Annotated in this window: 23 protein-coding genes; 8 read left to right on the top strand and 15 right to left on the bottom strand. The window is 35.9% G+C overall.

What is annotated here, in order from left to right; all coding sequences use genetic code 11:
- Positions 1 to 30: 30 nt before the first annotated feature.
- The 7 genes from ACRD7B_RS07925 to ACRD7B_RS07895 form a co-directional block, all read right to left on the bottom strand.
- Positions 31 to 1,902 (bottom strand): ABC-F family ATP-binding cassette domain-containing protein, encoded by a 1,872-nt coding sequence (locus tag ACRD7B_RS07925; RefSeq protein WP_430823967.1) that lies wholly within the window; start codon positions 1,900 to 1,902, stop codon positions 31 to 33.
- 58 nt (positions 1,903 to 1,960) lie between these two features.
- Positions 1,961 to 2,731, bottom strand: coding sequence for a LytR/AlgR family response regulator transcription factor (locus tag ACRD7B_RS07920; RefSeq protein WP_430823966.1), 771 nt, complete (start codon positions 2,729 to 2,731; stop codon positions 1,961 to 1,963).
- 5 nt (positions 2,732 to 2,736) lie between these two features.
- Positions 2,737 to 3,825: a histidine kinase gene (locus ACRD7B_RS07915; protein ID WP_430823965.1), complete on the bottom strand. Its 1,089-nt coding sequence runs from the start codon at positions 3,823 to 3,825 to the stop codon at positions 2,737 to 2,739.
- 51 nt (positions 3,826 to 3,876) lie between these two features.
- Positions 3,877 to 4,986 (bottom strand): sensor histidine kinase, encoded by a 1,110-nt coding sequence (locus tag ACRD7B_RS07910; protein ID WP_430823964.1) that lies wholly within the window; start codon positions 4,984 to 4,986, stop codon positions 3,877 to 3,879.
- 9 nt (positions 4,987 to 4,995) lie between these two features.
- Positions 4,996 to 6,753, bottom strand: coding sequence for a hypothetical protein (locus ACRD7B_RS07905; protein ID WP_430823963.1), 1,758 nt, complete (start codon positions 6,751 to 6,753; stop codon positions 4,996 to 4,998).
- Between the two features lie 186 nt (positions 6,754 to 6,939).
- A complete protein-coding gene (locus tag ACRD7B_RS07900) occupies positions 6,940 to 7,941 on the bottom strand; it encodes an aldo/keto reductase (protein ID WP_430823962.1) in 1,002 nt (333 codons plus the stop codon).
- Positions 7,942 to 7,950: 9 nt separating this feature from the next.
- Positions 7,951 to 9,231: a M64 family metallopeptidase gene (locus ACRD7B_RS07895; protein WP_430823961.1), complete on the bottom strand. Its 1,281-nt coding sequence runs from the start codon at positions 9,229 to 9,231 to the stop codon at positions 7,951 to 7,953.
- Between the two features lie 166 nt (positions 9,232 to 9,397).
- Here ACRD7B_RS07895 and ACRD7B_RS07890 point away from each other — a divergent pair, with 166 nt between their 5' ends.
- The gene (locus tag ACRD7B_RS07890) at positions 9,398 to 10,678 is read left to right on the top strand and encodes a mechanosensitive ion channel family protein (RefSeq protein ID WP_430823960.1); all 1,281 of its coding nucleotides are present in this window, start codon (positions 9,398 to 9,400) and stop codon (positions 10,676 to 10,678) included.
- 261 nt (positions 10,679 to 10,939) lie between these two features.
- Complete coding sequence (locus tag ACRD7B_RS07885) at positions 10,940 to 11,404, top strand: Lrp/AsnC ligand binding domain-containing protein (RefSeq protein ID WP_430823959.1); 465 nt, start codon at positions 10,940 to 10,942, stop codon at positions 11,402 to 11,404.
- A gap of 87 nt (positions 11,405 to 11,491) precedes the next feature.
- On the opposite strand, the gene ACRD7B_RS07880 is transcribed toward ACRD7B_RS07885, so the two are convergent.
- From ACRD7B_RS07880 to ACRD7B_RS07870, 3 genes are read right to left on the bottom strand one after another with little or no spacing between them, the layout of a single operon-like run.
- Positions 11,492 to 12,049 (bottom strand): hypothetical protein, encoded by a 558-nt coding sequence (locus tag ACRD7B_RS07880; protein WP_430823958.1) that lies wholly within the window; start codon positions 12,047 to 12,049, stop codon positions 11,492 to 11,494.
- On the bottom strand, positions 12,042 to 12,953 hold the full coding sequence (locus tag ACRD7B_RS07875) for a bifunctional metallophosphatase/5'-nucleotidase (RefSeq protein ID WP_430823957.1): 912 nt from the start codon (positions 12,951 to 12,953) through the stop codon (positions 12,042 to 12,044). The genes ACRD7B_RS07880 and ACRD7B_RS07875 overlap by 8 nt, the downstream gene beginning before the upstream one ends.
- Positions 12,940 to 13,728, bottom strand: a complete 789-nt coding sequence (locus ACRD7B_RS07870) for a 5'-nucleotidase C-terminal domain-containing protein (RefSeq protein WP_430823956.1) — start codon at positions 13,726 to 13,728, stop codon at positions 12,940 to 12,942. Before ACRD7B_RS07870 ends, ACRD7B_RS07875 begins: the two co-directional genes overlap by 14 nt.
- Before the next feature lie 122 nt (positions 13,729 to 13,850).
- Between ACRD7B_RS07870 and ACRD7B_RS07865 the strand changes: the two genes are divergently transcribed.
- Complete coding sequence (locus ACRD7B_RS07865) at positions 13,851 to 14,603, top strand: uracil-DNA glycosylase (RefSeq protein ID WP_430823954.1); 753 nt, start codon at positions 13,851 to 13,853, stop codon at positions 14,601 to 14,603.
- A gap of 202 nt (positions 14,604 to 14,805) precedes the next feature.
- On the opposite strand, the gene ACRD7B_RS07860 is transcribed toward ACRD7B_RS07865, so the two are convergent.
- The 3 genes from ACRD7B_RS07860 to agaR form a co-directional block, all read right to left on the bottom strand.
- Complete coding sequence (locus ACRD7B_RS07860; protein ID WP_430823953.1) at positions 14,806 to 15,519, bottom strand: hypothetical protein; 714 nt, start codon at positions 15,517 to 15,519, stop codon at positions 14,806 to 14,808.
- Positions 15,520 to 15,626: 107 nt separating this feature from the next.
- Positions 15,627 to 16,397, bottom strand: coding sequence for a peroxide stress protein YaaA (yaaA, locus tag ACRD7B_RS07855; protein WP_430823952.1), 771 nt, complete (start codon positions 16,395 to 16,397; stop codon positions 15,627 to 15,629).
- 83 nt (positions 16,398 to 16,480) lie between these two features.
- Complete coding sequence (gene agaR / locus ACRD7B_RS07850; protein WP_430823951.1) at positions 16,481 to 17,263, bottom strand: transcriptional repressor AgaR; 783 nt, start codon at positions 17,261 to 17,263, stop codon at positions 16,481 to 16,483.
- 149 nt (positions 17,264 to 17,412) lie between these two features.
- On the opposite strand from agaR, the gene ACRD7B_RS07845 reads away from it, so the two are divergent.
- The 5 genes from ACRD7B_RS07845 (at position 17,413) to ACRD7B_RS07825 (ending at position 22,144) form a co-directional block, all read left to right on the top strand.
- Positions 17,413 to 18,366 carry a tRNA-dihydrouridine synthase family protein gene (locus ACRD7B_RS07845; RefSeq protein ID WP_430823950.1) on the top strand — a complete coding sequence of 318 codons (954 nt, stop codon included), beginning with the start codon at positions 17,413 to 17,415 and terminating at the stop codon, positions 18,364 to 18,366.
- Between the two features lie 64 nt (positions 18,367 to 18,430).
- Positions 18,431 to 19,039 (top strand): SIS domain-containing protein, encoded by a 609-nt coding sequence (locus ACRD7B_RS07840; protein WP_430823948.1) that lies wholly within the window; start codon positions 18,431 to 18,433, stop codon positions 19,037 to 19,039.
- Positions 19,040 to 19,051: 12 nt separating this feature from the next.
- Positions 19,052 to 20,581, top strand: coding sequence for a phosphohexomutase domain-containing protein (locus ACRD7B_RS07835; RefSeq protein WP_430823947.1), 1,530 nt, complete (start codon positions 19,052 to 19,054; stop codon positions 20,579 to 20,581).
- A gap of 2 nt (positions 20,582 to 20,583) precedes the next feature.
- Positions 20,584 to 21,126: a hydrolase gene (locus ACRD7B_RS07830; RefSeq protein WP_430823946.1), complete on the top strand. Its 543-nt coding sequence runs from the start codon at positions 20,584 to 20,586 to the stop codon at positions 21,124 to 21,126.
- Positions 21,127 to 21,193: 67 nt separating this feature from the next.
- The gene (locus ACRD7B_RS07825) at positions 21,194 to 22,144 is read left to right on the top strand and encodes a PfkB family carbohydrate kinase (RefSeq protein WP_430823945.1); all 951 of its coding nucleotides are present in this window, start codon (positions 21,194 to 21,196) and stop codon (positions 22,142 to 22,144) included.
- A 5-nt stretch (positions 22,145 to 22,149) separates the two neighbouring features.
- Here ACRD7B_RS07825 and ACRD7B_RS07820 read toward each other — a convergent pair whose 3' ends face one another.
- Together ACRD7B_RS07820 and ACRD7B_RS07815 are read right to left on the bottom strand one after the other, a co-directional pair.
- Complete coding sequence (locus tag ACRD7B_RS07820; RefSeq protein WP_430823944.1) at positions 22,150 to 23,145, bottom strand: substrate-binding domain-containing protein; 996 nt, start codon at positions 23,143 to 23,145, stop codon at positions 22,150 to 22,152.
- 266 nt (positions 23,146 to 23,411) lie between these two features.
- The gene (locus ACRD7B_RS07815; protein WP_430823943.1) at positions 23,412 to 24,095 is read right to left on the bottom strand and encodes a substrate-binding domain-containing protein; all 684 of its coding nucleotides are present in this window, start codon (positions 24,093 to 24,095) and stop codon (positions 23,412 to 23,414) included.
- Between the last annotated feature and the right edge of the window lie 132 nt (positions 24,096 to 24,227).

Raw genomic sequence — 24,227 nt, 5'->3', positions numbered from 1 at the left:
TTATTTGACATAGAAAGCAATGGCTATGAATTAGTTTTCTTCAATTTCTTGCAACTCCAGCCAACGCATCTCAATTTCATCAAGTTGCTCCATTGTTTCCGATAGTGTTTTAGATTTCAAAACCAATTCATCACTTTGGAGTTGACCTGAGTTAAGTTCGTTTTGTAAATCTTCCTTTAATTTTTCTAATTTTTCAATTTCCTTTTCAATGCCTTCAAGTTCGCGTTTTTCTTTGAAGCTTAATTTACGCGGCTTGTCTTTTGGCTGTGCTTTTTTAGGAGCTGCTTTCTCTTTCTTCGTGGTTTTATTGATCGTTTTCTCTGTTTTCTTTGCCTGTTCATGATAGTCGGTATAGTTACCAGGAAAGTCTTTAATCTTTCCGTTTCCTTCAAATACAAAAAGATGTTCACTTACCTTATCAAGAAAATAGCGGTCGTGTGAGACAATGATTACACAGCCCTTGAAATTTTGCAGGTAATCTTCCAATACATTGAGGGTGAAAATATCTAAATCGTTGGTTGGCTCATCGAGAATTAAAAAGTTAGGATTCTTAATCAGTACAGTCATCAAGAATAAACGCTTCTTTTCCCCACCGCTTAAATTGCTCACAAGTACATGATGCATTTCGTTTGGAAAGAGGAAGTAGCGCAAGAATTGGGCCGCCGACATACGTTGTTCATTACCCAAAGAAATATCATCGGCTATTTCAGATATAACATCAATCACTTTTTTATTTTCATCAATCTTGATGCCTTCCTGTCGATAATAACCTATTACAACTGTTTCACCAGTTTCAACTTCGCCAGAATCGGGTTGAAGGGCGTTTGTAAGAATGTTAAGAAAGGTTGACTTACCTGTTCCATTTTTACCAACAATGCCAACTTTTTCGTATTGCGAAAATTTGTAGCTAAAATCTTGTATCAGATTAAGGTCATCGAACGATTTGCATACATTATGGAAGTTGATTACTTTTTTTCCTAAACGTGATTGAGCTATGCCTAGTTCAAGGTTCTGCTCGCCTGTGCTTTGGTTGGCTTTATCCTTTAAATCATGAAAAGCATCAATTCTGTACTTAGCTTTGGTTGCCCTTGCCTGAGGCATGCGATTCATCCATTCTTGTTCTTTACGCAGTAGGTTGCGTGCTTTTTCAACCTCGAGGTGCTTGTTTTCAATTCGCTCCTGACGTTTACGTAAGAAATACGAATAATTGCCTTCGTACTTATAAATGGTTTCATCGGCCAATTCTATTATTTCATTGCAAACACGATCGAGGAAATAACGGTCGTGTGTAACCATTAATAATGTGGCCTTCGATTTTGAAAGATATTGTTCCAACCAGTCTACCATTTCTAAATCAAGGTGGTTGGTAGGCTCATCTAATATTAATAGGTCAGGTTCGCTAATTAAAATACTTGCTAAGGCAACACGTTTGCGCTGTCCACCAGATAGTTCAGATACGGGCTGGTCGAAGCGGGTAATCTTGAGTTGCGATAACACTTGTTTGATCCGTTGTTCGTAATCCCAAGCTTGCAACGAATCCATCTTTTCAATGAGCGTTCCGAGTTTATCCTGCTCATTGTTTTCGATGGCTTCTTCGTAGGCTTTAATGGTTTGAACAACTTCACTTTCAGTATTGAATACTTCTTCAATTACCGTATGTTTAATGTCCAGATATGGGTCTTGAGATAAGTACCCCAGCGTAATGCCATTGCGAAGAATAACCGTGCCTTCGTTTGAGGGCATTTGGTTTGCGAGTATATTTAATAATGTTGTTTTACCAGCTCCATTACGTGCAATGAGCGCAACTTTCTGCCCCTCTGCTAAGCCAATGTTGATATTATTGAATAAGCGGATGTCTCCCCAATGCTGAGTAATGTTTTCAGCCGATAAATAATTAATCATATACTTTTATTTCTGATGGCGAAGATAGCCAAAATAAAAGGATAGTTCGAATAAATTACTAACCACTAAACCAGCCTTTGAAAGCCTGAACCTTATCGCGACTGACAATAATCTCTCGATCAAAATCTTGTTCAAGTTTAATTTTAAGGCGGCTATTGGAGTGTACCAACACCTCTTGTATTTTGTTGATGTTAACAATAAAGGATCGACTTATTCTGAAAAAAGTCGAGGGGTTAAGCATCTCTTCTAATTCTTCGAGTTTGTAATCAATGATGTAACGATTGCCTAACTCTGTTAAGATGAACGCTGTTCTTCCTTCGGCATAGAATAAGACGATTTTTTCGGTAGTAACTGATTTGATTCGTTCACCCAGTTTCACCATAAATCGTTCCTTGTAAGTCTTTCTGTACTGAAGTAAGGCTTCGTTGAGTTCTTCCAGTTTTAAACGTTGGCTAGCCGATGAAAGATTCTGACGCAGGCTTTCAAGCTTTTCAATACTGTGAAATAAATCTTCGTAGGTATATGGTTTAAGTAGGTAGTCGATGCTATTAACCTTAAAGGCTTGCACAGCATATTCGTTATAAGCTGTGGTGAAAATGACGGGTATGTTTACTTGTACTTTGTTGAATATTTCGAAACTTAAACCATCTGATAGTTGAATGTCCATGAAAATCAAATCGACGCTATTCAGCGGATTTTTAATCCATTCAACACTTTGAGATACAGATTCAAGAATTGCCTCAACACTTATGGTTGAGTCGTAACGTGAGAGTAGGCCAATTAATCGTTCTGCAGCAGGTTTTTCGTCTTCTATTATTAATATTCTCATAGTTTTTATTCTTCTTCTATTTCAAATAAAGGGATGTGTATGTTTATGTGAGAGTTATTAACATGCACATTGGGTGTACTATCGCTAAAAAAATGATAAGCTTTATTGAGCAAGCTCAGATCCCAGTGATTCACATCTTCGAAATTAATTTTAGGATTGTTTGAGGCAACAAAGGATAAATGCTCATTATTGCTTGTTAGGTTTATTTGTAGTGGTTGGTAACGATTAATGATTGACCTTTTGCAGAGCTCCATAATGAGTGTTGAGATGGTGCCCGGAATAATTTGACGTTCGCTAAGTTCGTCTTTTAATTGATCGGTTATGCTGATGGAATTATTGTGTTTGATGTTAAGCAAGTACAAAAGTGAATTCACATTCTTTAATTCTTCGCTAAGGCTTACTAATTCCAGATGGCGTGTATCTAGTATGTAACGATAGGTTTTTGACAAGTGATTAACAAGGTTGTCAGCCAGCTTTTTATCTTTTTTTACAACAGAAATTAAATCTTCCAGCGAATCATAAAGTAGCTGTGGATTAATTTGCAATTTGTAGTTTCTAAGATCGTGCTCCATGTTTTTTCGTAGCTCTTTCTCTCTCAAATAGTGTATTTCTTTTTGAATGGCCATAAAGGATGTGCTCACATGAATGATAGCAAATACCACCGAGACAATTCCATATACCCCATTAAATACGAATAGTTCGGAGTAGAAATCTTTCAGGCCGAGTATGAAATAAAAATATAAGGATACGAGTGGCGTAATAATAAGGATGGAGAAGACCACAGAAATGGACGGAATCAATAATATTCTTGCAGAAGCACTGGGGCCTCGCTTTGATTTGTCAGTTTCTTCGGGTTCTGTTTTGCTAAGGTCTATTGGATAATATTTATCTACTATCCGTAAAAAGAAGCGTTGTGATGCAAGTAGAATAAATGATAGAATAATGGAGATGAGTACCTCATGACTAAAAAAATTAGACCCCATCTGATCCAGTGTGTCAAATACCAGTAAGATGAGGAGGTAAGCAAGGATACCTGTTGGTATCGGTAGCAGAAATCTCAACCATTTTTGTATGCCGCTGTCTTCTTTCTTCATTAGTCAGGTATTGGCTGTCTTTAAATATACATCTTTTATGAGCAGAATAATTTAAATGGCTTTGGAAATAATTGGCAGTTGAACTACAAAAGAGTGGTTTCTGCTAATATTTAGTTCTTTATTAGTGAAATAAGCATAGCGCTTTTTAATATTTTCCAAACCAATTTTATGCGACACATGTTCCACCGGTTTTTTTACCATTTGATTTTCAACTTCAATAAAGCCCATTTTACGTTCGAAATTATTGCTTACCGAGATCATTTGAGCCTTGTCAGATTCAATAATTATTTTGAGCGGTTTCTCCTCCGAAAACTGATTGTGCTTGACGGCATTTTCTACTAATAATTGAAATGTCATAGGCGGGATAAAACTGGTCTTATGGGCAGCATTAAGATCAATTGAAATTTCTAAGGCGTTTTCAAAGCGGATGCGTAGTAGGTAATAATAGGCTTCGATAAATTTTAATTCCTCTTCTACACTTACCAAATCTTTCTGATGGCTTTCAATAATATAATTAAAGGTTTGGGCAAATTTGCGCACGAATCCTTCGGTTGTTGCTATGTCGCGATGTAGCAATGATGCGATGGTATTTAAAGTATTAAACAGATAGTGCGGACTGAGTTGGCTTTTTAATATTTCGTATTGCAATTTTAAGCGTTCTCTAATCATCTGCTCACTTTCAATATTGGCTTGTGTGAAGCTTGTAAAAGAGTATTGGTAAAGATTAATGAGGATATAAACCAAATTAGATATTTCGAAGAGAATAATGAATTTCAGGGTAATGTCCCATTGCTCCGATATATACGTTAGCAATTCTTTATCAGGAAATTTGATGTAGACAAAAGCTTTTAAACTAATTAGTAAAACACCAAATGCCACCAAAGAGTTGAGCAGGAATTGCAGTGTGAATCGCAATACCATGCCTGATAACCATGGCTTGTAAGTATTAAGTTGTTTAGTGATAAGCGAGAACAGTGCAAAAACAAACCAAGATGTAATTACAAATAATGACAGTGTATCTAACTGATTGGTGAATTGCGGCAAAGTCCCCAATTCACTATATGATAAATAACTAAAGGCCAGCACTCCATAAAGTGTGCTGACCAATGCTTTTGTAAATAGTTTCTTAGACGAATAACCAGATGTCTCAGACTTTATCATTCCTCTAATTTACTGTATTGTTTTCAAAACTCTATTTTTTTCGTACTCCGATTCAAGTTCTTTTGCCATTGACTTAAACACATATCTTACCGAAGAGTTTTTTCCTGGAAGTTGCGGGCTCAAACGAACCAAAACAGCAGCCTTTTCAACATCAACATCAATTTGTTGGGTTGCTTCGATAATTTTAATTGTCATTTCATCATTCATCTCAGGATGATCAATAACCAGTCGAAGAAGTTCCTCAATGGTACTTGCCTGATCCATTTGATTAATAAGGTTAAAGAGTTGATTAGTATTATTCTCCTGTAATGGAAACTGCTTAATAACTTCGCGCAAGACCGCACCAGCCCCATGTTGAAAATCTGATGTTAAAGGGCTCACTTGTCTTAATAGTTGATACATGGCTTGTTCGTTCAGCTTGTTTTTGTTTAGTAAATCAAGCATCACATTGTATTTTTCCATATCACTATCCACTCCTGAAAGAACTTGAAAGTAGGCTTCAATAACCTGTTCATCATTTATGAATAGTCGGTTAGCTTTTCGTAAAATCAGTCCTCTTTGACTATTAGAAGAAATATTCTCAGCCGTTTTTAAATAACTGATAAGAGCTGTTTTATCAGTTTTGGTCTTGCCCGATGAGAAACTAGCATCTAAAAGAGCTGTTGTTATTTCGCCTTTTAAAACGTAATATGAGTCAGACATGTCATCAAGTGTGGAACGAAATTCGTTCATTATCGCATCATTTTTTGGCAAATAAGGGATGCAATACAATAGAACGGCACCTTGTTCTCTTTCCGATGAAAAATCTTCAACTACATTTAATAAGCTAATCCAACTATCGTTCGATAATTTTTTCTTCTTCAATAAATCCTTGATAACATTACCTTTTTCAGAATTAATTTCCATGTCATCAATAATGTCGAAGTAGGCTTTTCGGATGGTAAAATCGTCGCTGTATTGCTTATTAAACATTCGTAAGGTTGAACCTCGTTCGGTGTTATAATCATGTGTTGCTGTTGCTTCTAATAATGCTGATAACTGTTGCGTATTTAGTTCATAATTTTCAAGAATGTATCTAATTAAAGTGCCTTTGGTACTATTTGAACGTATTTCTGCAATTTCGTTTAAAATAGGAATGATATCCTGATCTTTAATTTGGTTGTCAAAAACCAGTGTTTTCATCACATTTTTTCGACTGCCACCGGAGTATGACTCAATGGTGAAAAATTTCCACTTGCTGGAGTAACTGTAGCTCGAACTTTCCTCTTCATATTGATCTAGTACAGCTCTTAATCCGTCAGAACTATAAATTCTGCGAACACGAGACTCTATTCCTAAATCACTTTTCTTAACGATATTCGGCAAAATTTCGCCCAACCACTTCTTTCCTTCTGGTTCAAATGAGGTTTTGGATTTCCCAACAAAGTACTCGTAAGTTAATTGCCCTTTATCATCGGCATGAATATATAAACGGCGGTTATTACCAAATGCTGTTTTATTTATTTCAACAAAGCCATTTGGCGAAATGGAGTTAATCATTTGATCGTCGTTCGACACTTCTATAATGCCTTTGTATTTAAGATCAAAAGGAAAATCATTTCCATTGGTGCTAAATATTACTTCATCATCGTTGTATACTACTACGCTTTTGTATTTTTTGCGAGGGTTCTTCTCTGCAAACGCATTGCTTGCAAATAGGCTCGATCCCATTATCCCAATTATGAAAATGGATAGCCACTTGGTAGGTATAGTAAAATTCTTGTTCATATCTATGGGTTTAAATTATTTCATTTTAATTGATACAACAATATTACATTAGAACAAGCTTATTATAAAACAAGATGAAGTGAGTTGTAGAATTAATGTAGTCAATTGCATTTTTTTAACATGAATTGCACTTAAAAGAAAAGCCTGCTCGAAAAAGCAGGCTCATAGTATTGGAAATGACTTTACTTATTGGGTAGCAACAGGCTTCGCAATAGCCTCAATGCGTTCCAATTCTTCACTTGAGAAATCAAGCTTGTCAAGAGCGCCCAGGTTATTGCTTAATTGCTGCACCGAAGAAGCTCCGACTAGAACAGAAGTGACTGTTTTGTTGTGCAATAACCAAGCTACTGCCATTTGCGCCAAAGATTGATTTCGGTTGGTAGCCAAATTATTTAGTTGTACAATAGCATCTCTTTTTGTTTCGGTCAAAGCCGATTCTTTAAGAAAATGTGCTTTCGCCATTCTTGAATCCTGAGGTATATCTTTTAAATAGCGATTGGTAAGCAGACCTTGCGCAAGAGGAGAAAAAGGAATGCAGCCAACACCTCTTTTATCCAATACCTCCAACAGACCACCTTCAACCCAGCGATCAAATATGTTATAGCGTGGTTGATGTATTAAACATGGTGTCCCAAGATCTCTTAATATTGATTCGGCCTTTTGTGTTTGTTCGGCTGAGTAATTTGATAGTCCAACATATAGAGCTTTTCCTTGCCGTACCATTAAATCAAGTGCGCCCATGGTTTCTTCAAGTGGTGTTTCCGGATCGGGGCGATGCGAATAGAAAATGTCGACATAGTCAACGTTCATTCGTTTTAAACTCTGGTGCAGACTCGCCATCATATTTTTCTTCGATCCCCACTCTCCGTAAGGGCCATCCCACATTAAATAACCTGCTTTACTTGATAAAACGAGTTCATCGCGATAGGCTTTTAATTCGTTTTTCATCACCTTACCTAAGGTTTCTTCCGCTGATCCTGGCTCGGGGCCATAGTTGTTTGCCAAGTCAAAATGCGTAATTCCATTATCGAAGGCATGTAACAAAATGGCTTTAGCATTTTCGTAAACATCAACAGAACCAAAGTTATGCCATAGACCTAATGAGATGGCAGGTAGTTTAAGACCGCTTCTACCACATCGGTTATAAATCATTTTATCGTAGCGATTTTCTGAGGCTATATAATTCATAGTACTTGTTTATTTTGTAAGAAAGTTAATCATTTTTAATCCCGATTGTTCACAAACTTCGCAAAAACCTTTGGCTTCATTGGATTTCATGCGACAATTATAGGCTGGGCGATATACACCTTTAGCTACGTATCCGCCACCTTCGAATACACCTGTGGTGTCTTTGTATTTGTTATCTGTAGGTGTTGGTATAGGATAATCTTGAGGTAAAAGTTTGAGCCATTTAGATTCAAAATCAACCAAGGTCGTAACATTTGGTTGCCATGGTTCTATTTTAAGATTAAAGAAATCTTGATAAGCTACATCAGATGTGTAATACTCGTCGGCCAAGCCAAATAAGCCATGCCCAATTTCATGAATCAATACTTTTTTTGATAAGGCATGATCAGAGGTGCCAATAGAAAAGTGATTGTAAATACCACCGCCTCCGTATCTATCAGAATTTACAAGAACAACAATGTGATCGTAGGGAGCAGCGCAGGCAATATCTCTTATCGATTTAACATCGTAAGTTTCCAAATAACGATCTACATAAAATGTATTAAATGCAGAGCTAACAGCCGTTTGACTCCAATTCTTTTTTTCTGGTTCACTTGGCCCATTATCTATTGATGGAGAACAAATTGCCCATACGTTAATTTTGTCTTTTGCCTCTTTAAAAGGACTTTGACTAAGAAGATAACGTGCTTGTTGTTCTACATTAGCTTTGAATTTTTTCATCTCATCCTTTCTATATCCTTCAGCGATAAAAGTCAGATCAAGCATGTGTTCTGAATCGCCATTGTTGATAACCGGAATAACTTCGTAGGGTGAATCTTTAACAACTTTAATGTTGGCGTTTTTAGGATTAATAAGGCTGGAGTATAATTCGATAAACGAACCGTCTTTTTCGCGAGATTGCAGTACAAAGCTAATATTGGCTTTTGGATAAGGAAATGTTACGCTGTGGTAAAATGCTCTTTTAGAGCTGTTGGCTTCTTCTGTTGTTCGCCATTCCTCAAAAAGCGTACAAAAACCTCTGGTATATAAGGTGTCTCCTGAGTTCTTATTAATTATCAAAAATCGATATTCACCATAATTGAATGTGTCGATGAGCGCGGTATGTGATCCTCCCCAATGCGGTTCTTTTTTTATGTCGATAATATAGGCTGATTGTGCCAAAGCATCACCAGCTAAAATAAGATCGACTCGCATCGATTTATCTACGAAATGTTTGTCAAACGGCATTTGTGCATTTAAACAGCTTGAGATTAAAAAAAAGATAGTGATATTTACTATAAGGAATTTCATATGATTATAATTTGTTTTTATTTGCCATATGGAACTCTGAAGTAAATTTTATCCCCTCCTATGTGAATATTTAGATGGTAAATTTACTTGGTCGTTTCATATGTGATGTATTATAATTGTAGCCTGTTATTAAGAAGCTATAAAATTGATCTAAATATAGAAAGCAATGGTAAGTAATGAAAATGAATATGTTCTTAAGTTAGACGAAATCTTTAATGTTTCAGTCACTAACTATTTAATTAGTTTAGGTTTATCCAGTGATTTGGCAGTGTTAATTAGAACTGTTTTATTGATTTTAATAGTGGTTGGCTTAAGTTATCTCATTAATAAGGTGACTAAGTACTACATTGTTCATGTGGTGGAGAAGATTATTCGTAAAACAAAATCAAAATACGATGATTACTTCATTGAAAGAAAAGTATTTCAGCGTTTATCTCATTTGGCACCAGCTGCTTTTTTGTATTTGGTAAATGGTTTAGTGTTTAAAGATTTTCCAAGTGCATCGTATATTTTTGAGAATGTGATTCTGATATACCTTGTTCTCATAGGTGTTTGGACCTTAACAGCATTCTTTAGTGCGGTAATGGATATTTATAATGCACAACCTTATTCGCAAGATAGACCAATCAAAGGTTATATTCAGGTAGTGCAAATTGTGGGCTATTTCATTGGCGTATTAATCGTGATATCAATTATTTTTAATGTTGAGTTAGTTGCCATTTTTACTGGTTTGGGAGCAGTAGCTGCTGTTTTGATATTGGTGTTTAAGGATACTATCTTAGGATTTGTTGCAAGTATTCAGCTATCGGCGAATAAAATGGTGCGACCAGGTGATTGGATTAGCATGCCTTCGCACAATACTGATGGTACCGTGTTGGATATATCATTAAATACTGTTAAAATTCAAAATTGGGATAAAACGATTACCACAGTTCCTACTTATGCCATGGTGTCAGATTCGTTTTCAAATTGGAAAGGGATGGAAGAATCTGAAGGAAGGCGCATAAAGCGTTCCATTAATCTTGATATGCGTAGTGTAAAGTTTTGTTCGCCCGAGCTTATAGAACGATGCAAAAAGATGTATTTATTGAAAGATTACATAACGAAAAAGGAGGAGGAGATAATAAATTACAACAAGACATTACAAGTAGATGAGACGGTGACTGCCAATGGTAGGCGATTGACTAACATTGGTGTTTTTAGAAAATACTTGGAAGCATACTTGCATAAAAATCCGAATATACACGATGGCATGACTTTTTTGGTTAGGCACTTGCAACCTACCGAAAAGGGTATTCCCATTGAGATTTATGTTTTTAGTAATGATCAGGCATGGGGTAGGTTCGAAGAAATACAGGCTGATATTTTTGACCATATATTGGCTGTATTACCCGAATTTGAACTACAGGTATTCCAATTTCCGGGAGGAGGAGATTTTAAAATGTAGTTTTAGATTGAATTTTTCTTTATAATGGTTATAAATTGATGTTCGTATTTCCTTATTATGAAAGATTGATGATGCAAACGGTTTGATTGATAATGGATAGTGTGTAGTTTTAATTGGTGTAAAATATTAAGTGATTTTGTTAATTGACTGTTTTTGCTGATTAATATCGTTGGATATTAAATTATTTAACTTTATTATTGTAGCAATTTATTAATTATTACGTGTTTTTTATTACAGATTCAAACATTTGTCACATATACTATGGAAAGCAATTTACAAATCGATAGTTTAGATAAGAAGATTTTATCACTCATTACAAAAAATGCTCGAATTCCATTTCTTGAGGTAGCAAGAGAATGTAAGGTGTCGGGTGCTGCCATTCATCAACGCATTCAGCGACTTATGAATATGGGAGTAATAAAGGGATCAGAATTTATTATTAACCCAAGTAAGATAGGTTATCATACCTGTGCTTTTATGGGTGTTTTCCTTAAAAAAGCCAGTTTATTTGATAAGGTGGTTAAGATGTTGGAAGAAGTTCCTCAGATTGTTGAGTGTCATTATACCACTGGTCAATATGCTATCTTTATTAAGATTTATGCTAAAAGTAACGAACACTTAAAGCGTATTTTGCATGATAAACTTCAAGCAATCGCAGGTATTTCAGCTACTGAAACTATCATTTCTTTAGATGAATGCTTCAAGCGTCAGTTACCTATCGACTAGGGATTAGTAAAATACAATATTAAAGCCGTTATGTTTTTTGCATAACGGCTTTGTTTTTTTACAATTATCTTGAAATGTCTTGAATGATTATAACAGCCACTTTGTATTAATGATATTGAATAGGGCTTGATTGAATTGCCTAAAAGCTGATTCTATGGATTGGTTTATTTTTGAGCTTTCAATACTGGAGTTGTCTGTCAATTTCTCTTCCAGAAGATTTAATTCGTAGCGGGTACTATTTTTTGATAATAGAAGATGAGGTAGGGTATTGATTGTTGCTTTTACTTCGTATTCATCATCTTTCATTACACCTTTCTCAATTAATAGGGGGTGAGCTTCAAAAAAGTTGAAAGTGTTATTTCCCAGATATAATTGTAAGTGAAAGCGTTGTAATAATGGAATATTATAATAAAATGCAAATTTGTTTCGCGGATCGTTGAGAGTAATACGAATAGAATTATTACCCTTGTTGACCGGAGAATAATTAATAGTCCATTCGATATCTTTTACACTAGAATGTACTTCTTTAATTTTTAATAGAAATATCAAACGTCGCTTTACAATCTGTGTAAAATGAACGTCATCTTTATGTTGCAAAGCTAATTTATCAATTGATTGAGCTGTAAAACTAAGTGTCTCAGACATGGTAAATCGAATTCAATGTGCTTGTAATTGGTTTAGCATTAGTAAAACTTACATCTATTCGGCCAAGACATACGCCTGAGTATGCTGCTTGATTAATGATAACTTCTTTGCCAATCGCGTTTTTTACCTTAGTTGGTTTCTCTAAATAGGTATGTGTGTGCCCTCCTAGAATTAAATCGATGTTAGAAGTGGCTTCAGCCAAACTGTGATCTGAAATTTTCTCACTTTCATATTTATATCCGAGGTGCGATAAACAGATGACGTAATCGCACTGCTCATTGTTCCTTAAATGGTTAGCTGTTTTTTCGGCGACTGAGATAGGATTGTTGTATTTAGTTTTACCGTACGAAGCGCTATTAACCAGGCCTTCCAGCTCAATTCCAACACCTAGAATACCAATTTTAATAGCTCCTTTGTTAAAAACTTTATAAGGAAAAGTTAAGCCATGCAAGGGTGTTTCATTAAAATCGTAATTGCTACTAATGAATGGGAATTTTGCTTCTTTAACTCTTTTAGATAGTTCCACAATGCCATTGTCGAATTCGTGATTTCCAATGGTTGCAGCATCGTAGTGCATTTTATTCATTAATTCAATTTCTAACTTTCCTTTATAGAAATTGAAATAAGGCGTGCCTTGAAAAATATCACCAGCATCTAATAGTAATGTGTGTTCTGCTGATTTTCGAATGTCATCAATAAGTGCGGCTCTTTTTGAGAAGCCTCCTTTACCAGGCCATTCCCAATGATCGTTGGCGAGTGCTTCAATCTGACTGTGTACATCATTCGTATGCAGAATAGTCAATTTAGCTTGTTTATTACTGCAACTATTAAGTAGTGGCAGAGTGCTAATGGCAGCGGTTCCACTAAGTGCGTTTTTTATAAATTGGCGTCTATTTTGTGGCATAGCTAATTCGCTTATCTAGTTGACTATTGATTGATATATTTTTTGTGTGAAGATCTGAAATGTGATCTATGATAACATCTCTTACCTTTAACTTAGTATTGTAATTAGGCGCTCCATCTTTGAATATTGTGAAATGATCGCCTCCATTTGCCAAATAATCGGATGTGGCAATAATATAATTCTTTTCCTCAAGAGCCTTGTTATTTACTTTTATATTAGTTGCTTTTTTATCTGCAATAACGAATGAAGCTCCTGATAAACCATCGCCACCAACACTCGCCATGAAATCAAATAATTCGATCACCTGCTGTTTGTTTAATGTCACCAAAATAATTTCATTTTCAAATGGCATCAGGTTAAAAATATTTTTCACCATAATGTCTCCCTTCTCAATCGCAGTTCGTAACCCTTTATAGTTGATAATGGCAATATCCGCAGAAGGAAAATCAGGATTATTTGAACAAAAGTTGTTCGTAGAAGAAAGCATTAAATCGGCCGTAAAGTTGGTTAACAAGCTTTCGGGCATACCTTTAGTTAATTGCTGTTCGCAATGACCAATCACTTTATTCATTTCTTGTTCGAGACTATCGGTGTAAGGCGCAATGTACTTATCAATTTCAGGGATAGTAGCTAATGAATCTGTAATAAAAGTCATTTGCGATGAGCTTTCCTTTACCCTGTAATTATTATTACAACTTAAGAGATAGGTTGATATTGCTAGAATCAGCGTGGCTTGTATTAGTTTATTCAATGGTCGTTTATTGGATTTTATCATGAGGGTTTAAATTTATATTAGCTATGCTTACATTTGAGCTCGATTAGCTATTCTTAAATAGAAGTCAAATATTAAGAAAAGGTTCGACAAATTGATAATAAAGTTCAATTATTTGTAAGTATATGTCCATTTTTTTAGACCAAATTCATTCTAATATTCATACCAGTTGGAACTTGTTCCTCAATGAAGATGTTAGAAGGCTTTTGCTTGAAATTGAAAACAAGTTGAAAGATCAGGAGGCTGTTACCCCTTTGCCAGAGAGAGTTTTGCATTTTATGACACGCGATGTTAAGAATGCCAAAGTGGTAATTATTGGACAAGATCCTTATCCTCAGGAAGGTGTTGCAACGGGCAGAGCTTTTGAAGTAGGCACCTTGAAATCGTGGCACAGTACCTTTCGGAATACCTCTTTAAAGAACATTGTTAGAGCCTTGTATTTTGCTGATACGGGCAATTATTTGACATTTAATCAAATTAAGCCTCAACTTCAAACAGGTGGATTGTTTGATCAGATGTTTCAATTATTAGAGCCGGATGAATTATTTAAATATTGGGAGGAGCAAGGCGTACTTCTTTTGAATACTTCGTTTACTTGCGAAGTTGGGGTGCCTGGTAGTCATGCTAAAATATGGTCGGAATTCACGAAACAGTTATTGAGTTATATCGATCAGAAGAATGAGAACTTAAATTGGTTTTTGTGGGGAAATCATGCCAAAGAGATAACTGCACATTTGACTTTGAAGAATAAATATGTTACTAATCACCCAATGATATGTAAAGAAGGTGAAAGTGATTTTTTGTTTGGCAATACCAAGCCATTTGTTGAAACAAGTCAGCTTATTGATTGGACGGGTAAAAGAAAAGGCTTGTCTTAAAAATAAATTTGCTAATCTAATAGCATAGTCGAGATGGGTTATGAGCAATAATCAATTAATAACTGTTTTTTTATTTTACCCCTCCAACCTCCCCTAAAGTGGGAGGCTAAAGTCCCCTTCAGGGGATATAGGGGTTCTTAAATCTAAAGTTTATTGCAAACAAAAAGTTAATATATTATTTTTTCAGACAAATTCAGGTCAGTTATTTAATTCGATCGAGGTAGAGTTTTCTAACATCAATTAAATAGTTACGATTAACATTCGGATTATAAATACGCACCATGTCAATGACTCCAAAGCCTTCGTGAATATGGCCAAGAGCAGCATCAAAGGTACTATGATCCCAATTGTGCTTTACTTTTTGGGTAATGTCTTCAAAGTGTTTCCAAGTAAGTCTTTTGGGTATGGTAAAGTAGCCATGGTCTTTCTCGTCTAAATCAAAAAATATTCCATCTTCAATTTTTTCCAGCATAAAGAATTTTTTCAAACGGATTATGCCCTGACCATCACGTTTTTTTGGCTTCTTCTTCAATTCAACACCTTCATCTAAGTAACACGACTGCAAATCTTGAATTTGGTCAAAGGTATCCAAGCGTCGAATACGAATGACGTGATATACTTCATTGTGAATATTAATGGTACCAGATGCTGCACTAAAATCAGCGCTGAAATATTGTTTAATATTTTGTGTCGCACGCGTTACTTCTTCCAGTGTATACAGTTTATTTAGTACTAAATAAATGTACAGAGGTTTTGAATCAGAGGGTATTTCGCTGTAATATCCAAAATATCCAGGAAATGGTTCTGGTGCTTCAAGTACAAAGGTGTTAGGAAGAATCTTATCATCCATCGTCACCAAAGATTCCTGTTTTAACAGGTTTCCGTATCGTTCTAAAATTAATTTTTTTTGACTCATAAGATGTGTGGTTTTAGTATTTACTTCCGTTTGTTCACCATGCGTTTTGAAAAGGTAGCAAAAAAAAAGCTTCGGGTCAATATCAAAATAGCATCATGAGGTATTATTTAATGTTCTCTAACAAATGTTGGCGTATCGGGTTTTGATAATTCTTGATGATAGTAATAACCATCAATAGCAAATGCCCTAAGATCATCGGGATGCTCTATTTTGTTCTCTATGATAAATCGAGTCATCTGGCCACGAGCTTTTTTAGCAAAAAAACTGATGACCTTGTATTCGCCATTTTTTTGATCTTTAAAGACAGGTGTTACAATTCTTTTGTCGAACTTCTTTTTGTTGATTGATTTGAAATATTCGTTTGAGGCCAAATTGATAAGCACCTCTTCATCGGAAGCATTCATATCATCCAAAAGCAGCTTGGTTATTTTATCGCCCCAAAATTCATATAGGTTTTTCTTGGTGCGAACTGACAATTTAGTACCCATCTCAAGGCGGTAGGGCATGATGGCGTCCAAGGGGCGAAGTAAGCCATATAAACCCGACAGTATGCGCAGATGATTATCAGCATAATCAATTGCATCACTACTTAAGTGGTAGGCATCAATACCTGTGTATACCTCACCTTTAAAGGCAAACAAAGCGGCTCTAATTTCTTCATCAACAAAAGGATGCTGCCAAATTTGAAAGCGATGATGGTTTAATTGAGTCAATTGAGTGCTTATATTCATAAGTTGACCCAAGTCATCTGGTTTGAACTTTTTTAATTTTTGTACAAGAGTATGGGCTTCCTTCGGAAACCTTATGGAAGAATTTTGAGTTTGTGGTACCGCAGACTCAAAATCAAGAGATTTTGCTGGTGAAATTACTATGAACATGTGTTTCTGGTTTATTGTATTTTACAACAAACTTATGGTTTATAAGTTCAATAAACTCAGATTTCATAAGGATTCCACTTATTTTAGTCAGCAATAATGACTTCGATACCCGCATTAATTAGTTTAGCATGATCATCTTCACCAAGCCCTCTGTCTGTAACTATTACATCAATATCAGTTAATTGGCCAATTACAGCCAGGCTTCTGCGCTTGAATTTACTGGAGTCAACCACTAAAATTACTTTTTTTGCCATGCGCAACATTGTTCTGTTCAGAGCTGCTTCTTCAATGTGGGGTGTGCTAAATCCTAGATTGACGTCAATTCCATCAGCACCAATAAATAATTTATCGCTAAAAAACTTCTTAAAGTTATTCTGAGCAATGGAGCCAACGAGCGAAAAGGATTTCTTACGCATTGTGCCGCCAGGCATAATTACATTTATCTGTTCTAATTCGGCTAATGGCCCCGCTATATGTAAGGCGTTGGTTATAACAGTGAGGTTCTTGAATCGACTTAGATGGTTGGCAACCTCTTTTGTTGTTGTTCCTGAATCCAGAACTATTGTGTCACCTTCTTCAATGAGTTTGGCAGCCTTTCGACCGATGGCTTCTTTTTCGCGTGCATTTTTCACTCTCTTTTCAGAGAGTTTCATTTCTAAAGTTACCTTGTCTGTCTTGATGGCTCCACCTCTGGCTCGAATAAGCAGGTTTTTGTGTTCAAGTTGAGTAAGGTCATTTCGTATGGTAACTTCACTAACCTTAAATTGCTCACTAAGTTCATGTACGTTAACTTGCCCCTTTGTTTCAAGAGTTTTAAGGATAAGTCCTCTGCGTCCAACTGTTGTTTCTGGATCAAGATTGCTCATAAGTGTCTATATTATTGAAGTGCCAATAGGCGTACAAATTAAGTAAAAAATAGAATTTATAGCGTGCATGTATAGCTTTTAATTGTAAGGTACGGATCTGATTCATTAAATATGATGTTACCTTTGGCTAAAAATTTTTACTGTTAAAAATGTCAGCAGCAACGCAGTCGAACTTTTACATGGCCCCTTTGCAAGGATACACCAATCCTTTTTATCGCTATGCTTTTTCAAAAGTATATGGAAATATTTCTAAATATTTTACGCCGTTTATTGAGGAAGGAACATCATTTGAAAAACAGATTCAGTATGAATTAAATCCAAAGTTTACTCAAGATATAAGCGTAGTTCCACAACTTGTGACTACCGATCCAAAGTTTCTTTTGATGTATGCTGAAAGAATGATTGCCTTGGGATTTGATGAAATAAACCTTAACATGGGGTGCCCATTCCCAATGTTGGTTAAGCGTGGCTTGGGTGGTGGAATGTTAAAGGATCATAAAGTTATTGATGCCTTGCTCAATGCATTTTTTAATGTTGAACTTCCGATTGCTCTAAGTATTAAAATGCGTTCGGGAATAAGCACCATTGAAGAGGGAAAGAGGGTGTTTAGTGTTTTGAATAATTACGACATTAAAGAGGTAGTTGTTCACCCACGATTGGTTAATCAAAAGTACAGTGGCACTGTTTCTTTCGAACATTTCGATTGGTTTTACAAGAACACCGATCATCAGATGTGTGCCAATGGAGATATTAATTCTTACGATGATTATTTTCAATGGAGAGAACGTTACCCTGATGTGAAAAGCTTTATGATTGGCAGAGGATTGCTCACTAATCCGTTTTTAATAAATGATTTGAATGAGGTTGTAAGCGATAAACAAGTCGATATGTTCAAGCAGTTTCATCAGTATTATTACGACTTAGTTGTTGAACATTGCATTAATTGGAATCAGGCCTTTAATTATCTGAATTCGTTCTGGTATTATCCATTAAATATTTCGGTCGAAAAAAAGCGTTTATTTCGTCGTTTGAAAAAGCATAACCATGCAGAATCGTATGCCCTGTGGCTAGCTCAGGTGTGGGCAACTTTTAAAACTAATTAAGATTGTAAATTGATAGTTTGATTGCAAAAATGGTACATTTGTGCTCGTATTTAAATCATAGTTTATGAACTTAGATGAAGTAAAATCCTTGCTAGTGCATGAAGCACAAGCAGTACAGAATATTCCGGCTACTGATGATTTTATCAAAGCGGTTGATATTATTGAAGAGCAGGTTCACCAGAAAGGTGGAAAATTAGTGACTACGGGAATGGGTAAAGCTGGTCAAATAGCTGTCAATATGGCAACTACTTTTAGCTCAACGGGTACCGCATCTATCTTTCTTCATCCGAGTGAAGCGCAGCACGGTGATCTTGGTGTTGTGCAAGAAAATGATGTCATATTAATGATTTCCAATTCTGGAAAGACACGTGAAATTATAGAGTTGATTGATCTTGTTCGCGGTTTACGACCAGGTATTCCAATTATCGTTATCACAAGTAATACTGAATCAGTATTGGCCAAAGAAGCGAATGTGTGCATTAGTACTGGGAATCCAAAGGAGGTTTGTACCCTTGGTTTAACGCCTACAACATCTACTACAACCATGACTGTAATTGGGGATGTGTTGGTTGTACTGTTAATGAAAAAAATTAATTTCTCAAATGCCGATTATGCTAAACGTCACCATGGTGGTTATTTAGGCCATAAATCGCGTAAGGCAGCAGGATTATAATATACTAGACTTATGAGTTTTAATTGGAAGAGCCTGCAAAATGGCTCTGATATACGTGGCGTTGCCTTAACTGGTATTGCCAACCAACCTGTGAATTTAACGAGCGATGTTGTTGCCCATTTGGCAAAAGCATTTAGTGTATGGTTGGAGAAGAAAAAGAAAAAAGCGACAGGCCTAAAGATTGCTGTTGGAATGGATTCCAGATTGTCAGGTCCTGATTTGAAAAAAGCTTTTTCAGAAGCATTGATTAACAAAGGGATTGATGTTTATGATTGCGGTTTGGCTTCCACACCTGCAATGTTTATGGTTACTGTAACCGAACCTTTTATGGTTGATGGTGCTGTAATGCTAACTGCAAGTCATTTACCTTACAATCGTAATGGTTTAAAGTTTTTTACCTCAGAAGGAGGATTAGAGAAGCAAGATATAACGGAGATATTAAACATTGCTGAGAACGGAGATTTTGATGAGCAATCTGACTCCAAAGAAGGAGAGCTTAGCGAAGTTGATTTCATTAGTACTTATTCCAATATTTTAGCCGATAAAATAAGGACTGAAGTAAATGATGCTGATAATTACCAGAAACCATTGAGTGGTTCTAAAATTGTGTTAGACGCTGGTAATGGAGCTGGTGGTTTTTATGCGCATAAGGTTTTGGAAGCACTAGGGGCTAATATTGAAGGTAGTCAATTTCTTGATCCTGATGGGCGTTTTCCAAATCATATTCCTAATCCTGAGGATGAGCGAGCAATGGCTTCTATCTGTGCCGCTGTCAAGAATAATTCAGCTGATCTGGGTATTATCTTTGATACCGATGTTGATAGGGCGGCTATTGTTGATGCGGAAGGAAATCCTATTAATAGAAATGAATTGATCGCGCTTTCGGCAGCTATTGTCAACGAGGAGCATCCAAATTCAACCATGGTAACCGATTCGATCACGTCGGATGGATTAGCTTGGTTTATTAATGAACATATTGGTGCAAAACATCATCGTTTTAAGCGTGGTTATAAAAATGTAATAAATGAGTCAATTCGCCTTAATGAGCAAGGCGAAGAGTCGTGGTTAGCTATCGAAACATCAGGGCATGCTGCCTTAAAGGAAAATTATTTCTTAGATGATGGTGCTTATTTGGTTACCAAGATTTTGATTAAGATGGCGAAACTAAAAAAAGAAGGCAAAAGTTTGTCATCTTTGATTGAGTCTCTGCCGCGCCCAAAAGAGAGTAAGGAGTTTCGATTGCTAATTGAGCAAGCCGAATTCGCAGCATACGGAGAAAGAGTGATTAGTGAATTGGGAATGTATGCCGCTTCGCAAGCGAATTGGGAGCTGGTCGCTAATAATTACGAAGGTGTTCGTGTGTCATGTAAAGGGGCTAATGAGCAAGGATGGTTTTTATTACGTTTATCACTACACGACCCTGTAATTCCATTAAATATTGAATCAGACCTTGAAGGAGGCGTTTCGAAAATCGCTGAAAAGCTATTGGAATTTTTTAATAATTTTGAATACCTTAATTTAAAAGCTTTACAAAATAATTAGTTATGAGAGTGGAGAAGTCAAATGCAGTTGCTCTAATAGTTGATATTCAGGAACGTTTATTTCCTCATATTGATGGATATCAAGAATTAGAAAAAAATGTTGGAATTTTGATTGGTGGTTTGAAGGCCTTGGAAGTGCCAGTGTTGGTTACGGAGCAATATGTTAAAGGTTTAGGAGCATCTATACCTTCAGTTGAAGAGTTGATAGCACAAGATCCTCATGTTGAAAAAATGGCTTTTAGTTGTTGCGATGAACCTAAGTTCACTGAGACGTTGGAGTTAACAACTAAACGATTTGTGATAATTGCAGGTATTGAATCACACATTTGTGTTTTACAAACGGCAATTGATTTAAAGGAAAGAGGATTTAATCCAGTTGTAGTTGAGGATTGTGTTGGCTCGCGTAATCCGGCTAATAAAGCTAATGCCATGGAGCGTTTGCGCCAGGAAGGTGTAATTGTTTCTACCTACGAATCAATTCTTTTTGAATTATGCCGTTATGCTGGAACAGATGCTTTCAAAACCATTAGTAAATTGGTGAAATAACTGAAAATAACTTACTTTAAGCCATCCTGCATTTGTGGGATGGCTTTTTTTATCTAAAAATAAATGTATGCGTCGGGTTTTTGGAGTAGGAGAAACAGTCTTAGATGTGATTTTTAAAAACAATCAGCCACTTGCATCAAAAGCTGGAGGTAGTGCTTTAAATACAATGGTTTCTTTGGCTAGGATGGAGGTGCCTTCCTATTTTATTTCAGAGATAGGAAATGATAAGGTTGGTAATCTAATTATGGATTTCCTTGGTGAAAATAGATTAGCAACGCAATATGTTTGTCGATTTGATGAAGGGAAATCTGCCTTGGCACTTGCTTTTCTAAACGAAGATAATGATGCCGAATATGAGTTTTTTAAGGATTATCCGACTCAACGATTAGAAGGTGAGATGCCCGATTTCTGTAAAAATGATATAATTGTATTCGGATCATTCTTTGGTTTGAATCCTGTTGTTAGGCCACGCTTGCTTGATTATTTAAATCATGCTAAATCGAAAGGCACAATTATTATTTACGATCCAAACTTTCGAAGTCATCATTTAGAGAATAGAAACAATCTGATCAAAACCATTGAAGAGAATTTTTTATTGGCAGATATTGTCCGTGGTAGTGATGAGGATTTCTACAATATTTATGGCCTAAAAAATGCTTCGGATGTATATTCTCAAGTTGCACCTTTTTGCAAAAACCTTATTGTTACAGCTAATAAAAACGGGGTTTATACCTTCTCCAAAGATCATACACATCATTTTAAAGTGCCTATAATTGATCCAATCAGTACAATAGGAGCCGGTGATAATTTTAACGCCGGAATGATTAAAGCTATCTTGGATTTCAATATTAACAAAAAGGCCACTTTGGATTTATCAGATGCTGATTTGATGCATTTGGCCGCCTATGGTATTGAGTTCTCTAGCGAAGTTTGTATGCAAATGGACAATTATGTTCCTGGCAATTTCAAACTCCACTTCAATAGTAAGGTAAAGCAACGTCTAAAACTGATAAACTAAGAGATTTAATCGTAAAGCTCTTCTCTTGTGTAGAAGTCACTTTGAATTAATACTTCGTCAATATTGTTCTTAGTAACGGTTTTCGAATCAATTTTAATACTTGGAATATCTGCAAAGCCATTGTTGATGTATACAAATTCATTTTTTGCTGGCAAACGACCATTTGCCAGTTCAAATGTAATTTCAGCTGCTTTATACGCCGTTTCTTTTAAGGGATGAAAAGCGGTCATCAATTGCTTGCCGGCAATAATGTTTTTTACACCTCTAACTTCTGCATCCTGACCTGTGATATAAACATCGCTCATTAGCTCATGTTTATCAAGAACGCGTATGGCGGCATCAGCTATACCGTCATAACCGGCAAAAATAATATCAGGTTTGGTTCCGTTAAGTGATAAAAATTGCTCGAATTCGTATTCTGCATTTATGTCATTCCATTCTTCAATATGTGTTTTATAAAGAATTTTAAGATCTCCAGACTTAACTAAAGGTGCAATGGCATTATCAATGGATGCTTGAAGTTCAACCGCATTTTTATCGTATTTATCACCACCCAAAATAACCACATTTCCAGTTTGAGTTTTTTTCAAAACGGCATCAACCATTAATTTACCAAGCGATTCATTATTTCCTGATATGTAGAAATCAGGTTCGCTATTTTTTATCATTCGATTATAGGCGATTACCTTCACCCCTCGTGAATGTGCTTCGCGAATGATAGCGGCTGCTGTGTTGGTGTTAATTGCAATTATTACAAGCGCGTCAATGCCTTGATCAAACATTTCAATGGCTTTGGTGTATTGCAGGTTTTCGTCGCCTTCTCCATCATCAATTATTACTTTGACACCAAGTTGTTCCGCTCTTTCTTTAAAATAATTAGCTTCTTTAATGTAGCGTGCAGTGGCTTTTGTTGAAAATAGGAAACCAAACTGTAGGTTTTCTTTTTTGCTACAGCCAAGCATAAGCATTGCCATAACAACAATAGTAAGGAGGACTCTCATAATGGATTTAGTAATTGTTAGCTGTGGCTAAAATAGTGTTTTTGGTGATAGTATCTCCAAAAAATATTTGTTTTTTAGTTTGCTACATGAAACGAGCCATGAGATAAGTTATCTCACACAGGAGAATGACTAAGTTGGCGAGTTCCATGTGACCATTAAGAAATAAATTTTAGACACATGAAAAGAGTCTTATGTAACAACAAATGCTCCGAAGAGCATTTGTTTAAAAACGTTATTTTATAGTTCGTTCGTATCTAGAGGTTATTTTAATTGTAAACTTCTTCTTTGGTATACGTACCACTCTTTATCAATACTTCATCAATGTTTTCGATTGTAACAGCTTTGGAATTCATTTTAATGGTTGGTACATCAATAAGGCCATTATTTATATAGGATAATTCTGATTTTTCAGGCATTTTATCGTTGCCAAGGTTAACAGCTAGTTCTGCAACTTGATAAGCAATTTCCTTTAGTGGGTGAAACACCGTCATTACTTGTTTCCCATCAATAATGTTTTTTATTGCTCTCAGTTCAGCGTCCTGCCCTGTTATATAAACATTTTCCATTAAATTGTTGCGTTCGAGCATATGTATAACAGATTCAGCTATGCCGTCGTATCCAGCAAATACGATATCAGGTTTTTCACCGCTTAAGGATAGGAATTGTTCAAATTCATAGGTGGCATTATGGTCGCTCCACTCTTCTATGAATGTTTTATAGAGTACTTTAAGTTGGCCGCTTTCAACCAAGGGAGCTATTTCTTTGTCAATGGCATCCTGTAATTCAACGGCATTTCTGTCGTATTTATCACCGGCTAATATCACTACATTTCCAGTTTGTGTTTTCTTTAAAACTTCTCTTGTCATGTGTTGCCCAATCAGGTCGTTGTTAGCCGCAATAAAAAGGTTTGGCTCACAGTTTTTAATAAGTCTGTTTTTAGTACATGACAAAACTGTAAATAATTGGCAGTCAACTAAATAAGATGTGTGTTTTCTTGCTTAAAACCTTGGCATTCAGTATCTTACAAAGGATTTCTGAAGTCTTTTGTAATGAATACGAATACCAAGGTAGATACCAAAAAT

The sequence above is a fragment of the Carboxylicivirga fragile genome (assembly GCF_050589805.1).
GTDB classification, from domain to species: Bacteria; Bacteroidota; Bacteroidia; order Bacteroidales; family Marinilabiliaceae; genus Carboxylicivirga; species Carboxylicivirga fragile.
The sequence above is the reverse complement of the archived record's forward strand: the minus strand, read 5'-3'. Positions and strand labels throughout refer to the sequence as shown.